The sequence below is a fragment of the Variovorax sp. 22077 genome, assembly GCF_052044195.1.
Classification (GTDB): Bacteria; Pseudomonadota; Gammaproteobacteria; order Burkholderiales; family Burkholderiaceae_C; genus Variovorax; species Variovorax atrisoli.
This window is the reverse complement of record NZ_JBQEQC010000023.1, coordinates 17,453-31,303: the sequence shown is the minus strand read 5'-3', so window position 1 is coordinate 31,303 and position 13,851 is coordinate 17,453. Positions and strand designations below refer to the sequence as shown.

11 protein-coding genes are annotated in these 13,851 nt (G+C 67.2%); 6 read left to right on the top strand and 5 right to left on the bottom strand.

Features of this window, described 5'->3' with window-relative positions; all coding sequences use genetic code 11:
- Positions 1-18: 18 nt before the first annotated feature.
- Complete coding sequence (locus tag ACTJLF_RS27010) at positions 19-327, bottom strand: hypothetical protein (protein ID WP_132799322.1); 309 nt, start codon at positions 325-327, stop codon at positions 19-21.
- Positions 328-500: 173 nt separating this feature from the next.
- On the opposite strand from ACTJLF_RS27010, the gene secA reads away from it, so the two are divergent.
- From secA to ACTJLF_RS26980, 6 genes are all read left to right on the top strand, one after another.
- Positions 501-3,278 carry a preprotein translocase subunit SecA gene (gene secA, locus ACTJLF_RS27005; protein ID WP_019656528.1) on the top strand — a complete coding sequence of 926 codons (2,778 nt, stop codon included), beginning with the start codon at positions 501-503 and terminating at the stop codon, positions 3,276-3,278.
- 165 nt (positions 3,279-3,443) lie between these two features.
- Positions 3,444-4,673: a bifunctional glutamate N-acetyltransferase/amino-acid acetyltransferase ArgJ gene (gene argJ / locus ACTJLF_RS27000; RefSeq protein WP_440884273.1), complete on the top strand. Its 1,230-nt coding sequence runs from the start codon at positions 3,444-3,446 to the stop codon at positions 4,671-4,673.
- An 82-nt stretch (positions 4,674-4,755) separates the two neighbouring features.
- A complete protein-coding gene (locus ACTJLF_RS26995; protein ID WP_019656530.1) occupies positions 4,756-5,631 on the top strand; it encodes an ATP-binding protein in 876 nt (291 codons plus the stop codon).
- Positions 5,628-6,089 carry an NUDIX domain-containing protein gene (locus tag ACTJLF_RS26990; protein WP_126183044.1) on the top strand — a complete coding sequence of 154 codons (462 nt, stop codon included), beginning with the start codon at positions 5,628-5,630 and terminating at the stop codon, positions 6,087-6,089. The genes ACTJLF_RS26995 and ACTJLF_RS26990 overlap by 4 nt, the downstream gene beginning before the upstream one ends.
- 7 nt (positions 6,090-6,096) lie before the next feature.
- A complete protein-coding gene (locus ACTJLF_RS26985; RefSeq protein ID WP_440884272.1) occupies positions 6,097-8,064 on the top strand; it encodes an acyltransferase family protein in 1,968 nt (655 codons plus the stop codon).
- Between the two features lie 50 nt (positions 8,065-8,114).
- Positions 8,115-10,094, top strand: coding sequence for an acyltransferase family protein (locus ACTJLF_RS26980; RefSeq protein ID WP_132799326.1), 1,980 nt, complete (start codon positions 8,115-8,117; stop codon positions 10,092-10,094).
- A gap of 55 nt (positions 10,095-10,149) precedes the next feature.
- Here ACTJLF_RS26980 and ACTJLF_RS26975 read toward each other — a convergent pair whose 3' ends face one another.
- The 4 genes from ACTJLF_RS26975 to ACTJLF_RS26960 all read right to left on the bottom strand — a co-directional run bounded on the left by ACTJLF_RS26975 (position 10,150) and on the right by ACTJLF_RS26960 (position 13,834).
- Positions 10,150-10,362: a DNA gyrase inhibitor YacG gene (locus tag ACTJLF_RS26975; protein WP_019656534.1), complete on the bottom strand. Its 213-nt coding sequence runs from the start codon at positions 10,360-10,362 to the stop codon at positions 10,150-10,152.
- Complete coding sequence (gene zapD, locus ACTJLF_RS26970; protein ID WP_019656535.1) at positions 10,359-11,114, bottom strand: cell division protein ZapD; 756 nt, start codon at positions 11,112-11,114, stop codon at positions 10,359-10,361. The genes ACTJLF_RS26975 and zapD overlap by 4 nt, the downstream gene beginning before the upstream one ends.
- A gap of 30 nt (positions 11,115-11,144) precedes the next feature.
- Positions 11,145-12,179 carry a hypothetical protein gene (locus ACTJLF_RS26965; protein WP_019656536.1) on the bottom strand — a complete coding sequence of 345 codons (1,035 nt, stop codon included), beginning with the start codon at positions 12,177-12,179 and terminating at the stop codon, positions 11,145-11,147.
- A gap of 161 nt (positions 12,180-12,340) precedes the next feature.
- Positions 12,341-13,834 carry an MBOAT family O-acyltransferase gene (locus ACTJLF_RS26960; protein WP_019656537.1) on the bottom strand — a complete coding sequence of 498 codons (1,494 nt, stop codon included), beginning with the start codon at positions 13,832-13,834 and terminating at the stop codon, positions 12,341-12,343.
- Positions 13,835-13,851 lie beyond the last annotated feature (17 nt).

Here is a 13,851-nt window from a genome sequence, read left to right as displayed (position 1 = left end):
GAGCGAGAGGCGATCCGGTCAGCGCCCCGTGTGCACCTTGATCCGGATCGTCGCCACGTTCCAGCCCCGGTTTCTCAGGCGGGTCACGAGCATCGGCGAGAGCTGGCGCAGCTTGGCAGCGGCGGCGCTGCCCTTGACCAGCAGGCACCAGACGTCGCCCTCGGCCGGCCCGGCCTGCACGGCCGGGCGCATGGCCGGCGGGATCAGGCCTTCCACGGCCTTCAGCCGTTCGGCAGTGTCGCGCGCACGTGCCATCAGGCTGCCCAGCGTGGGGGCGCCTTCCGCAGCTTCCTGCAGTGAAATGGCGGGGGGAAGTCGGCGATACATCGGTAATCCAGGGGTTAGAAACAAGACAGCTAAAATGCCCGGTTTGCCGGTGCTTGCGCCGGGAAAAGGCTGCTTGCTTTCATGGAAAGCGCGCCCAACTGCTTTCACCATATCTTAGGGAATCCGGTCGAAGTGCCTGCCGTACCTCATCAGGCGCCCGCCCATCTCCACCCATGGCAACCAACTTCCTGACCCAGATTTTCGGCAGTCGCAACGACCGGCTGCTCAAGCAGTATCGCAAGACGGTGGAACGCATCAATGCGCTCGAACCCGCGTTCGAGAAGCTCAGCGACGACGCACTGCGCGCCAAGACCCAGGAGTTCAAGGACCGCATCGCCAAGGGCGAGACCCTCGACGCCCTGCTGCCCGAAGCCTTCGCCACGGTGCGCGAGGGCTCCAAGCGCGTCATGAAGATGCGCCACTTCGACGTCCAGCTGCTCGGCGGCATGGCGCTGCACAACGGCAAGATCTCCGAAATGCGCACCGGCGAAGGCAAGACGCTGACCGCCACGCTGCCGGTGTACCTGAATGCGCTGTCCGGCAAGGGCGTGCACGTGGTCACGGTGAACGACTACCTCGCCAACCGCGACGCGACCTGGATGGGCCGCCTCTACAACTTCCTCGGCCTGACGGTGGGCATCAACCTGCCGCAGATGCCGCGCGAGGAAAAGCAGGCCGCCTACCGCAGCGACATCACCTACGGCACGAACAACGAGTACGGCTTCGACTATCTGCGCGACAACATGGTCTACGAGCCGGGCGACCGGGTCCAGCGCGGGCTGAACTACGCGATCGTCGACGAGGTGGACTCGATCCTGATCGACGAGGCACGCACGCCGCTGATCATCAGCGGCCAGGCCGAAGACCACACCGATCTCTACCTCGCCATCAACAAGGTGGTGCCGCTGCTCAAGAAGCAGGAAGGCGAAGCCGACCCGCGCACCGGCGAGGGCGTCACGGTGCCCGGCGACTTCACGGTCGACGAGAAGACGCACCAGGTGTTCCTGACCGAGGACGGCCACGAGAACGCCGAGCGCCTGCTGAGCGAATTCAAGCTGCTGCCCGAAGGCGCGTCGCTCTACGACCCGGCCAACATCACGCTGATGCACCACCTGAACGCGGCGCTGCGCGCCCGTCACCTCTACCACCGCGACCAGCACTACGTGGTGCAGCAGGGCGAGGTGGTGATCGTCGACGAGTTCACCGGCCGCCTCATGAGCGGCCGCCGCTGGAGCGACGGCCTGCACCAGGCCGTGGAAGCCAAGGAAGGCGTGGAGATCCAGGCCGAGAACCAGACCCTGGCCTCCATCACCTTCCAGAACTACTTCCGCCTGTATTCCAAGCTCGCCGGCATGACCGGCACGGCCGACACCGAGGCCTACGAGTTCCAGGAGATCTACGGCCTCGAGACCGTCATCATCCCGCCGAACCGCACGAGCAAGCGCGAGGACCAGCTCGACCGCGTCTACAAGACCACGCGGGAGAAGTACGAGGCGGCGATCCAGGACATCCGCGAGTGCTACGAGCGCGGCCAGCCTGTGCTGGTGGGCACCTCGTCCATCGAGAACTCCGAGATCATCGACGGCCTGCTCACCCAGGCGGGCCTGCCGCACCAGGTGCTCAACGCCAAGCAGCATGCGCGCGAGGCCGACATCGTGGCGCAGGCCGGCCGCACGAAGATGATCACCATCGCGACCAACATGGCCGGCCGCGGTACCGACATCGTGCTGGGCGGCAACATCGAGAAGATGATCGAGGCCATCGAGAACGACGAAGGCCGCGACGAGGCGGCCAAGCAGGCCGACATCGCCCACATCCGCGCCGAGTGGACCAAGGACCACGAGTTCGTGAAGTCGCTCGGCGGCCTGCGCATCATCGCCACCGAGCGCCACGAGTCGCGCCGCATCGACAACCAGCTGCGCGGCCGTTCGGGCCGCCAGGGGGACCCCGGCTCCTCGCGCTTCTACCTGAGCCTGGACGATCCGCTGATGCGCATCTTCGCGGGCGACCGCGTGAAGGCGATCATGGACCGCCTGAAGATGCCCGACGGCGAAGCGATCGAGGCCGGCATCGTCACGCGCAGCATCGAGAGCGCGCAGCGCAAGGTCGAGGCGCGCAACTTCGACATCCGCAAGCAGCTGCTCGAGTACGACGACGTGTCGAACGACCAGCGCAAGGTGATCTACCAGCAGCGCAACGACATCCTCGACGCGGGCGACCTCACGGCGCAGATCGCCGCGCTGCGCGAAGGCTGCTTCACCGACCTCGTGCGCCAGTACGTGCCGGCCGAGTCGGTCGAGGAGCAGTGGGACCTCGAAGGCCTGGAGAAGACGCTCTTCAACGAGTGGGGCATCGACATGCCGCTCAAGAAGGAGGTCGAGGCTTCCGAGGCCGTCTCCGACGAGGACATCGTCGAGAAGGTGCTCAAGGCCGCCAACGAGACCTTCGACGCCAAGGTCGCGCTGATCGGCCAGGAGAACTTCACCCAGTTCGAGCGCATGGTGCTGCTGCAGAGCATCGACACCCACTGGCGCGAACACCTGGCATCGCTCGACTACCTGCGCCAGGGCATCCACCTGCGCGGCTACGCGCAGAAGCAACCCAAGCAGGAATACAAGCGCGAGGCCTTCGAACTCTTCGGCCAGCTGCTCGATTCGGTCAAGAACGAAGTCACGCGCCAGCTCATGACGGTGCGCGTGCAGTCGAGCGAGCAGCTCGAGGAGGCTGCCGAAGCGCTGGAGAGCCGCGGCGAGAACGTCTCGAACATCACCTACTCGGCGCCGACCGAGACGGGCGAGGTCGAAGTCCGCGTCGACGAGGAGAGCCAGCGCCGCGCCGCCGCCACCGGGCTTGCCGCGGGTGCCGCCGCCTTCGCCCGCGTCGGCCGCAACGACCCCTGCCCCTGCGGCAGCGGTAAGAAGTACAAGCAGTGCCACGGCAAGCTCACCTGAAGTAGGGATACTCCCGCAGGCGCGCCGCACTCCGTGTGGCCGCCGGCCCCTCGCGGGGGGCGATGCCGGCGGACCGGCAAGGCCGGCTCCGCGGTATCCCGGGCGACGAAGAGTGCGTCGTGTCGGTGCCGATGAAAGATTGATACGCCAGAAGGAATAAGTGCCATGCCCGTGAACCTGTCCGCTCCCGATCCTGCCGCCCTGTTCGCGGTGCCCGGCGTCCGCATCGGCGTGGCCGAAGCCGGCGTGCGCAAGGCCAATCGCAAGGACCTGACGGTCGTGCTGATCGACGAGGGCTCGGCCGTCGGCGGCGTGTTCACGCAGAACCGCTTCTGCGCCGCGCCCGTGCAGGTCTGCCGCGACCACCTGACCGCGAACCACGGCATCCGCGCGATGGTCATCAACACCGGCAACGCCAATGCAGGCACCGGTGAAGACGGACTGATGCGCACCCGCTCCACCTGCATCGCGCTGGCGCGCAAGCTGGAGATCTCGCCCGAGCAGATCCTGCCGTTCTCCACCGGCGTGATCATGGAGCCGCTGCCCGTCGACCGCATCGAGGCCGGCCTTCCCGCCGCCCTGGCCGATGCCAGGGAGGACAACTGGGCGCGCGCGGCCGAAGGCATCATGACCACCGACACGATTCCGAAGGCATTCAGCCAGCGGGTGCAGGTCGGCGGCGCCACCGTCACCATCACCGGCATCAGCAAGGGCGCCGGCATGATCCGCCCGAACATGGCGACCATGCTGGGCTTCCTGGCGACCGACGCGAAGATCGATCCCTCGCTGATCCAGCCGCTGGCGAAGCAGCTGGCCGATGCCTCTTTCAACCGCGTGACCATCGACGGCGACACCTCCACGAACGACTCGTTCGTGGTCATCGCGACCCAGAAGGCCGCCCACGCGGCCATCACCTCGCTCGACTCCGCCGACGGCAAGGCCCTCGTGGCCGCCATGCAGGAGGTTGCCCGAAAGCTGGCGCAGGCCATCGTTCGCGACGGCGAGGGCGCGACCAAGTTCATCACCGTGCAGGTCGAAGGCGGCAAGGACGCCGCCGAGTGCAGGCAGGTGGCCTATGCCGTGGCGCATTCGCCGCTGGTCAAGACGGCCTTCTACGCCAGCGACCCGAACCTGGGCCGCATCCTGGCGGCCGTGGGCTACGCGGGTATCGCCGACCTCGACCAGACTGGCATCGACCTGTTCCTCGACGACGTGCACGTGGCCGTCAAGGGCGGGCGCAACCCGTCGTACCGCGAGGAGGACGGCCAGCGCGTGATGAAGCAGAGCGAGATCACGGTGCGCATCGGCCTGGGCCGCGGCAAGGCCAGCGAAACCGTGTGGACCTGCGACTTCAGCCACGAATACGTGACGATCAACGCCGATTACAGATCCTGATGACCCCCACGCTCCGCACTTCGTGTCGTCGCTGCCCCCCGAGGGGGCGCTCTACGCCCTTCGGGCGGTCGGGCGGGCGCAGATGAACGAGCAGTTCCAACGGCTGATCGAACGCGCCGAGCAGCTCATCACCCGCATCGAATCGATCCTTCCGCAACCGCTGGCGGAGCCCGCCGACTGGAACGCGTCCATCGCCTGGCGCTATCGCCGCCGCAGCTCGGGCCACGGCGTGCTCGAGCCCGTGAAGCACGTGGCGGCGATGTCGCTCGATTCGCTGAAGGAAATCGACGTCCAGAAGGAAAAGATCGCGCGCAACACGCAGCAGTTCGTCGAGGGCAAGCCCGCCAACAACGTGCTGCTGACGGGCGCGCGCGGCACGGGCAAGTCGTCGCTGATCCGCGCCTGCCTGCAGACCTACGCGCCGCAGGGGCTGCGCCTGATCGAGGTGGACAAGGCCGAGCTCACCGACCTGCCCGACATCGTCGAGGTGGTCTCGCAGCGGCCCGAGAAATTCATCGTGTTCAGCGACGACCTGAGCTTCGACGAGGGCGAGCCGGGCTACAAGGCGCTGAAGTCGATCCTCGACGGCTCCATCGCGGCCTCGACGCCCAACGTGCTGATCTACGCGACCAGCAACCGGCGCCACCTCCTGCCCGAGTACATGAAGGACAACCTCTCGTACACCCACACCGAGGACGGCGAAGTCCACCCCGGCGAGGTGATCGAGGAAAAGATCTCGCTGTCGGAGCGCTTCGGCCTCTGGGTGAGCTTCTATCCCTTCAGCCAGAACGAATACCTGACGATCGTGGGCCAGTGGCTCTCGTCGTTCGGCATGGACGACGCCACCATCGCGGCGGCGCGGCCCGAGGCGCTCGTGTGGGCGCTGGAGCGCGGCTCGCGCAGCGGCCGCGTGGCCTACCAGTTCGCGCGTGACTACGCGGGGCGGAGCAAGGCGTGAGCGAACAGGCCCGCAAGCACACGGAGGTCGCGGTCGGCGTGCTGATCCGCCTGTCCGACGATGCGCTGCTGCTTTCCACCCGGCCCGAGGGCAAGGCCTACGCGGGCTTCTGGGAGTTTCCCGGCGGCAAGATCGAGGCGGGCGAGACGGTCGAGGAGGCGCTGCGGCGTGAGCTGCAGGAAGAGCTCGGCATCACCATCGACGGCGCCGAGGTCTGGAAGGTGACCGAGCACGACTATCCGCACGCGCTGGTGCGTCTGCACTGGTGCAAGGTCACGGCCTGGAGCGGCGAGTTCGAGATGCGCGAAGGCCAGCGCATGGCCTGGCAGCAGTTGCCGCTGGACGTGGCGCCGGTGCTGCCGGGCGCGTTCCCGGTGCTGCAGTGGCTGTCGGAAGAGCGCGGCCTGCCGTTCGTGGCGCCGCCGGTGGTCGCGCCTGCCGACGCGCCGGCCAGCTGATCGCTTGATGCATCCCAAGTACCGTCCGGACATCGACGGCCTGCGGGCAATCGCCGTGGGCTCGGTACTGGTCTACCACGCCTTCCCGACGGCGCTGATGGGCGGCTTCATCGGGGTCGACATCTTCTTCGTGATCTCGGGCTTCCTGATCACGACCATCATTCTCCAGAGCCTCGCGGCGGGCGACTTCAGCTACCGCGACTTCTACGCGCGGCGCATCCGGCGGATTTTCCCGGCGCTGATCGTGGTGCTGTTCGCCACGCTGTGCGCGGGCTGGTACCTGCTGCTGTCCGACGAGTTCGCCGAGCTCGGCAAGCAGACCGTGGGCGGCGCCGCCTTCGTCGCCAACTTCGTGTTCTGGGGCGAGTCGGGCTACTTCGACACGGCGGCCGAGACCAAGCCGCTGCTGCACCTGTGGTCGCTGGGCATCGAGGAGCAGTTCTACATCTTCTGGCCGCTGCTGCTGGGGCTCGCCTGGCGCAAGCGCTGGCCGATCGTGCGCGTGGTGCTGGCGGTGGCGGCGGTCTCGTTCCTGGTGAACGTGACCACGGTGCATCCGCTGCCGGCAGCGTCGTTCTACTCGCCGGCTTCCCGTTTCTGGGAGCTGATGGTGGGCGGCATCCTGGCCTGCATGCGGCTGAAGCCGCCGGCGCCGAGCGCGTGGCGCAGCCACCTGCAGTCGGCGCTGGGCGTGGGGCTGATCGTCCTGGGGCTGGTGATGATCCGCAGCAACAAGTCCTTCCCGGGCTGGTGGGCGCTGCTGCCTACGCTGGGCGCGGTGAGCTGCATCGCCGCCGGGCCGAACGGCGTGCTCAACAAGTACCTGCTGTCGAACCGGGTGATGGTGTGGATCGGCCTCATCAGCTATCCGCTGTACCTGTGGCACTGGCCGCTGCTGGCCTTCGTGCGCATCGTCGAGGCCGACCCGCTGCATCCCTCGCCGGTCTACCGCGCCTGTGCGATGGTGGCCGCCGTGCTGCTGGCCTGGGCCACCTACCGCTTCGTGGAGCGGCATACCCGAAGTCGCTCAGGCACGGGCGTCCTCAAGGCGCTGGGCGCGGGCATGGTGCTGATCGCCGCGCTGGGCACCGCGATCTTCTTCGGCGTGCCCGGACCCCGCAACGACAGTGAGCGGCTGCAGATCGTCGCCAACGCCACGCTGGACGCCGACTACTACGCCGGCTTCAAGCTCGACCAGATCGGCGAGCAGCTGGTCTACAAGACCGGCGGTGGGCCGAAGCGCGTGCTCTTCCTGGGCGACAGCCACGTGCAGCAGTACGCGCCGCGCATCATGGAGCTGTCCCGCACGCTGTCGATGCCCGACAGGTCGGCCTGGTTCGTGACCCAGGGCGCCTGCCCCGCGGTGCCGGGCGTGCAAGCCGACAAGAACATCGGCTGCGCCGAGCGGCGCGACGCGATGCTGGCCTATGCCCTGACGCCCGAGGTCGACTCGGTGGTGATCGGCGGCTGCTGGAACTGCTACTTCGTCGGCCACGGCGCGCTGGAGTACTACTTCCGTGGACCCGACAACAAGGTCCATCCGTTCCAGGGCGGCGACGGCATCGAGCGCTCGCTGGCCTCGCTGGAAGCCACGCTGCGCGAGCTGGCACGGCACAAGAAGGTCTTCCTGCTGCTCGACAACCCCGGCGGCCCCGAGTTCACGCCCAAGCGCCTGATCGAAGGCAGCCGCCTCACTCACATGGAAGCCATGACCTCCGCGCCGACCGCGCCGCTGCCGGCCGACCAGAAGGCGCTCAACGACAGGCTGCGCGCCATCGCCGAGGCGAGCGGCGCGGAGCCCATCGATGCGATGGCGGTGCTGTGCAGGGACGGCAGCCATTGCCTTGTCACGCTGCCCGACGGCGCGCCTGCCTACAAGGACGCCGACCACCTGCGGCCGCGCTACACGCGCGAAGAGGCGAGCTACTTCGACCGCACCGTGCGCAGCGCCCCGGCGCAGCAGCCGTCGCGCTGATCGGCCCTTCGCCCGCAGCCGACCGACCGATCGAAGAAGACCCAGCGACCATGCATCCCAAGTACCGCCCGGACATCGACGGCCTGCGAGCCATCGCGGTCGGCTCGGTGCTGGCGTACCACGCCTTCCCGAGCCTGCTGCCGGGCGGCTTCATCGGCGTCGACATCTTCTTCGTGATCTCGGGCTTCCTGATCACGACCATCCTCCTGCAGAGCCTGGCGGCGGGCGACTTCAGCTACCGCGACTTCTATGCGCGCCGCATCCGGCGGATCTTCCCGGCGCTGGTGCTGGTGCTGCTGGCGACGCTGGCCTTCGGCTGGTACGTGCTGCTGCCGGGCGAGTTCTCGCAGTTGGGCAAGCAGACGACGGGCGGCGCCGCCTTCTTCGCCAACCTCGTCTTCCTGGGCGAGGCCGGCTACTTCGACGCCACGGCCGAGACCAAGCCGCTGCTGCACCTGTGGTCGCTGGGCATCGAGGAGCAGTTCTACATCTTCTGGCCCCTGCTGCTGGGGCTGGCCTGGCGCAAGCGCTGGCCGATCCTGCGCGTGACGCTGGCGGTGGCGACGGTTTCCTTTCTCGTCAACGTGCTGACGGTGCAGCCGCACCGCGCTGCCGCCTTCTATTCGCCGCTGTCGCGCGCCTGGGAGCTGATGGCGGGCGGGCTGCTGGCGGTCATGCAGCTGCAGGCCGCCGCGGCGGCCGGCCAGGGGCAGGCGGGCGGCCGCGTGTGGAAGAGGCACCTGCAGTCGATCGTCGGCATCGCGCTGATCGTGCTCGGCCTCTTCATGACGCGCAGCACGAAGGCGTTCCCGGGCTGGTGGGCGCTGCTGCCGGTACTCGGCGCGGCGAGCTGCATCGCGGCGGGGCCGGGCGGGGTGCTGAACAAGTACCTGCTGTCGAACCGGGTGATGGTGTGGATCGGCCTCGTCAGCTATCCGCTTTACCTTTGGCATTGGCCGCTGCTGTCCTACGCGCGCATCGTGACCGGCGGCGAGCCGCCGCTGCAGTTGCGCATCGTGCTGGCGGTGGCCTCGATCGTGCTGGCCTGGGCCACGTATCGCTTCCTGGAGCGCTTCGTCAAGCTGCACCTCTCGCAGGCGATACTGCGCGGGCTGGCGGGTGCGGGCGCGGCGCTGGCGCTGGCCGGCGTCATTGTTTTCCTGGGCACGCCGACGCCGCGCCACGACAGCCCGGCCCTGCAGGCGGTGGCCGACGCGACCCGCGAGGACAACTACTACGACGGCTTCGAGGAAGCCGCGCTGGGCAACCAGTTCGTCTACCGTGCCGGCAGCGGCAAGCGCAACGTGCTGCTGATCGGCGACAGCCACGTCGAGCAGTACGCGCCCCGCGCGCTCGAGCTGGTGCGTACGCAGCCCGACAAGGCGCGCACCATCTACTTCGCGACCAAGGGCTCGTGCCCGCCGGTGCCGGGCCTGTTCAGCGGCCTGGACACCGGCTGCGACGAGCGGCGCACCGCGGTGCTCGAGCTGGCGCTCAAGCCCGAGATCGACTCGGTCGTGCTGGGTGCGTGCTGGAGCTGCTACTTCACCGGCGCCGGTCCGACGGTGAACTACTTCGTCGACGACCGCAAGGCCGTGCACCCGTTCATCGGCGGCGACGGGATCGAGCAGTCGCTCAGGTCGCTGGGCGAGGTGCTGAAGCGGCTGTCGGCGGTCAAGCCGGTCTACCTGGTGCTCGGCAACCCGGTGGGAATGGATTTCGATCCGCTGCGGCAGATCGAGGGAAGCCGCCTGGGACGCATGACAGCGGAATCCGGACGGCTCAGGGCACCGATGCCGCAGGACCAGGCGCAGTTCAATGCACGCCTGAAGCAGGTGGCCGAGGCCAACGGCGCGCGGGTCATAGAGCCCTTCGCCAGCCTGTGCGCTGGCGGCGAATGCATCCGCAGCATGCCCGACGACGGTTCGCCGGCCTACAAGGACATCGGCCACCTGAGGCCGCGCTATGCGCGCAGCTTCGCGACGTACATCGATCCGGCGCTGCTGGACGATGGCGTGGCCGGCAAATAACCAGCCGCTGCACCGTGCGGCCTCATCGGCCTGCCGGTCCGCCGTTTCTTTCTGCTTACTGGATCTTGGGATCGCCGAAAGGCTCGTCGTCCGGCGGCGCTTCGGCCGGCATGCGGAATTCCTCGCTGGCCCAGGCGCCCAGGTCGATGCCCTTGCAGCGCGCGCTGCAGAAGGGCCGGTAGGCATTGCTGGGGGCGTAGATGCTGTCGCCGCCGCAGGTCGGGCAGCGCACGATGCGCTCGCCCCTTTCATTCACGCCAACGGTCATGCGCAGAGGGTGAGCTCGAAGGGCGCGTCTTCCGAGCTCTGTTGCAGGCGGTCGTCCTTGTCGTGGCGCATCAGGCGCACCGAGACCATGAGGCGGTTGCCGCTGATTTCAGGAATGAGCCCCAGCTTGGGGTCGATGCGCAGGCGCAGCAGCTGGAAGCTGCGGCCCTGGGGCAGGTTCTGCTGGAACTGGCCGTTGACCGCGATCACCTTGTAGGGCACGTCGGCGTCGCGCAGCAGCTTGAGCAGCAGGTAGATCGACGAGGCCAGCGGCGACAGCGTGTTCGACCAGCGCTCCAGGTCGGCGCGCCGGCTGGCGGCCGGGCGGTGCTGCCAGGCGTAGTAGGCAGGCAGGTCGAATTCACAGGTGCCGCCCGGAATGCCGGCGCGGCTGCGGATGCTCATGAGCCACTCGTTCTCGGTCAGCGCCTGGCCGGCCTTGCCGGCGACGCTGTTGAGCGCGGCGAAGTTGCCTTCGAGCTGGCCGATGACCTGGTCGAGCACGGCCTCGGCGATCGCCGGATTGCCCCGGTAGCCGTTGAAGACGTTCTTGTGCTTGTCCAGGTCGCGCAGCACGTCGGCCTTGAGGTCGGCGCGCGCAGCGACGTCCATGATCTCGAAGATCGTGACCAGGGCGTAGTGGTGCGACAGGGGAGATTCGGCCGGCACCAGCTCGCCGAGGCGGCGGAACAGGTGCTCGAGCCGCAGGTACGTGCGGATGCGCTCGTTGAAGGGGTACTCGTAGAGGATCACGCGTATCGGTTTTTCACGTCGGGTTCGGGCTCATTGCGTCTTGGGGGCCGGTGGCGGGAACACCTCGCGCACAGCCTCCAGCATACGCTCCCCGAAAAGAATGTAACCCCGGGTCGACACATGTGTCTCGTTGGCAGGAAAAAGATCCTTCATCTTGAAGCGATTCTGTTCCGCCAGCGCGAACAGGTCCGGTCCGATATTTTGCGGGTTGAACGCAGCCCGGAACTCGTCGGCATGGTTTTGTTGCAAATACACGCTGGTCTTGTTGGGCACGACCATCCACACCACCTTGTAGGGCGCTGCGGTGCTCTCGAAGCGCTTCATGAACTTCGCGGATTCGGCCGTCAGCGCCGGATTGACGCGGTCCTCGGCGGTCATCAGCAGCTTGTCGCAGGCGCGATGGCTGAACTGCTTGCAGCCGTCGGGCACCACGCGTGCGTCGATCAGCGGGCCCCAGCGCTCGGGCGTGTTGGTCCAGCTGTCGGAGGCCAGGATCTCCTTCGTGTTCTTGTAGGTCAGCCAGCCGCTGAGCAGCTGAGCGTCCCAGTTGAGCTGGAAGCCGGGGGCTGGCCTGGACGGGTTCTCGAAGGGCGGCGGCGTCGGCTTGAACGCGTGCTTCATGGTCCTGCACGACTCGGACTTCTCGATGCGGTCGGAAAGCAGCCGCTCGATGCTCTCGACGATCACCACCTTGCCCTTGAAGCCTGACTTCTGGAGCCAGCCCGAGAAGTCGTCGCAGAGCACGCCGCCCAGGTTGTCCCAGTGCGTGGTGGTGACCTTGTAGCCCGCACCCACGAGCTTCGACTGCCAGGCGTAGCGTACCGAGAAGCTGTCGCCGATCACCAGGATGTCGGATTCGGTGATGGGCCAGGTCTTGACGTCGGCGTCGGGAATGGGCGGCGGCGGCTCGTGCCAGCCGAACTCGCGCTCGGAAATGCGCCCGATGCGGGTCAGGTCGCCGTACGGAATGGGCGTGAGCAGGCTGACGAGCAGCAAGGCGCAGCACACCAGGTAGCCCGCGGCGAAGATGCGAAGCCAGGTCTTGGCCGATTTCGTGTCTTCCATCTCAGCCCCCCACCGCGCTCCGCCTGATCTGCGCTGCATGAATCGAGCGCGCTCCACTCGCGGGACGCCGTGGAACCGGCTTTGCCGGGCCACCGGCGTCGCCCCCGGCGAGGGGGTTGGAGAAGCGACACGAATTGCGCGAAGCCTGGGGGAGTTTCATTTCAGAACTGGAAATAGAGGAAGGGGCTGTAGCTGCCGAACTTCGACACGCACAGGCCAAACAGGTAGACGCAGCCCAGGCCGGTGACCCAGGTGGCCAGGCGCTGCAGGCGCGGGCGACCGGCCAGGCCTGCGACCGCAGGAATCCAGCGGTCGAGCGTGATCGTGGGCGGCAGCGCCAGGCAGATCACGATGGCCACGAGCAGAGTCTGGAAGAACTCGGGCTTGCGGAACGGCACGCGGAATTCGCTGAAGGCCGACACAGGGGCACCGTGCATGCCCAGCATGCCCTTGTAGATCTCGATGGCGGCCGACATGCTGTCGGCGCGGAACACCACCCAGGCGATCATCACGCAGACGAAGGTGATGAACCATCCGATCACGCGGCCGTACCAGGTGGTCTCGGTCCTGCCGCGCCGCACCTTGGCGTTCCAGAAGTGGTTGACCATCAGGTAGAAGCCGTGCAGCGCGCCCCAGATCACGAAGGTCCAGGCGGCGCCGTGCCACAGGCCGCCCAGCAGCATCGTCAGGAACAGGTTGATGTAGCGCCGCGCCGGGCCCTTGCGGTTGCCGCCCAGCGGCACGTAGAGGTAGTCGCGCAGGAAGGTCGACAGCGAGATGTGCCAGCGCCGCCAGAACTCGATCATGTTGGTCGACTTGTAGGGCGAGCGGAAGTTGAGCGGCAGCTGCACCCCGACGCACAGCGACAGGCCCACGGCCATGTCGGAGTAGCCCGAGAAGTCGAAGTAGATCTGCATCGTGTACGCCAGCACCCCGAACCACGCCGTGTACAGGGAAGGCATCACGCCTTCGTGCACGCCCTTGAACATCATGTCGGCGTACTGGCCCATCGGGTCGGCGATCAGCATCTTCTTGCCCAGGCCGAAGACGAAGATGCCCAGGCCCAGCGCGATGTTGTTGGCGTTGATCCGGTAGGTGGCCGGGTTGTTGAACTGCGGCATCATCTGCGCGTGATGCAGCACCGGGCCCGCGATCAGGTGCGGGAAGTAGGTCACGAACAGCACGTAGTGGATGAAGCTGCGCTCGTGCACCTTGCCCTGCCAGCAGTCGACCAGGAAAGCGATCTGGGTGAAGGTATAGAACGAGATGCCGATCGGCAGGACGATGTGCACCAGGTCGATCTGCGGCAGGCCCGCAGCGGCCAACCCGGCATCGATGTTCTCGAGGAAGAAGTTGGCGTACTTGAAGACCGCCAGCACCCCGAGGTTGACCACCAGCGCGACGATCAGCAGCGTCTTGCGGTACTTGTCCTCGCGGCTGGGCGAGGGGGTGAGCCGCAGCCCGAACCAGTAGTTGACGCAGATCGACCCCAGCAGCAGCGGAAGCGCCTTGACGCTCCACCAGCCATAGAAGAAGAGGGAGGCCAGTGCCAGGAACCCCGCCGCCGACCGGGGGCTGCGCGCACCGATCAGGAAGAAGCCGATCAGGACCAGCGGGAAGAAAACGAAGATGAAGGGGTACGAATTGAAAAGCATCGTGAGGGGCGCTTGGG

Excerpts from the sequence above, each read along its gene's own strand:
- ACTJLF_RS26975 (WP_019656534.1), bottom strand. The coding sequence starts at position 10,362 with ATGACCGTTGGCGTGAATGAAAGGGGCGAGCGCATCGTGCGCTGCCCG.
- argJ (WP_440884273.1), top strand. The coding sequence starts at position 3,444 with ATGCCCGTGAACCTGTCCGCTCCCGATCCTGCCGCCCTGTTCGCGGTG.
- secA (WP_019656528.1), top strand. The coding sequence starts at position 501 with ATGGCAACCAACTTCCTGACCCAGATTTTCGGCAGTCGCAACGACCGG.
- ACTJLF_RS26965 (WP_019656536.1), bottom strand. The coding sequence starts at position 12,179 with ATGGAAGACACGAAATCGGCCAAGACCTGGCTTCGCATCTTCGCCGCG.
- ACTJLF_RS26980 (WP_132799326.1), top strand. The coding sequence starts at position 8,115 with ATGCATCCCAAGTACCGCCCGGACATCGACGGCCTGCGAGCCATCGCG.
- ACTJLF_RS26985 (WP_440884272.1), top strand. The coding sequence starts at position 6,097 with ATGCATCCCAAGTACCGTCCGGACATCGACGGCCTGCGGGCAATCGCC.
- ACTJLF_RS26995 (WP_019656530.1), top strand. The coding sequence starts at position 4,756 with ATGAACGAGCAGTTCCAACGGCTGATCGAACGCGCCGAGCAGCTCATC.
- ACTJLF_RS27010 (WP_132799322.1), bottom strand. The coding sequence starts at position 327 with ATGTATCGCCGACTTCCCCCCGCCATTTCACTGCAGGAAGCTGCGGAA.
- ACTJLF_RS26960 (WP_019656537.1), bottom strand. The coding sequence starts at position 13,834 with ATGCTTTTCAATTCGTACCCCTTCATCTTCGTTTTCTTCCCGCTGGTC.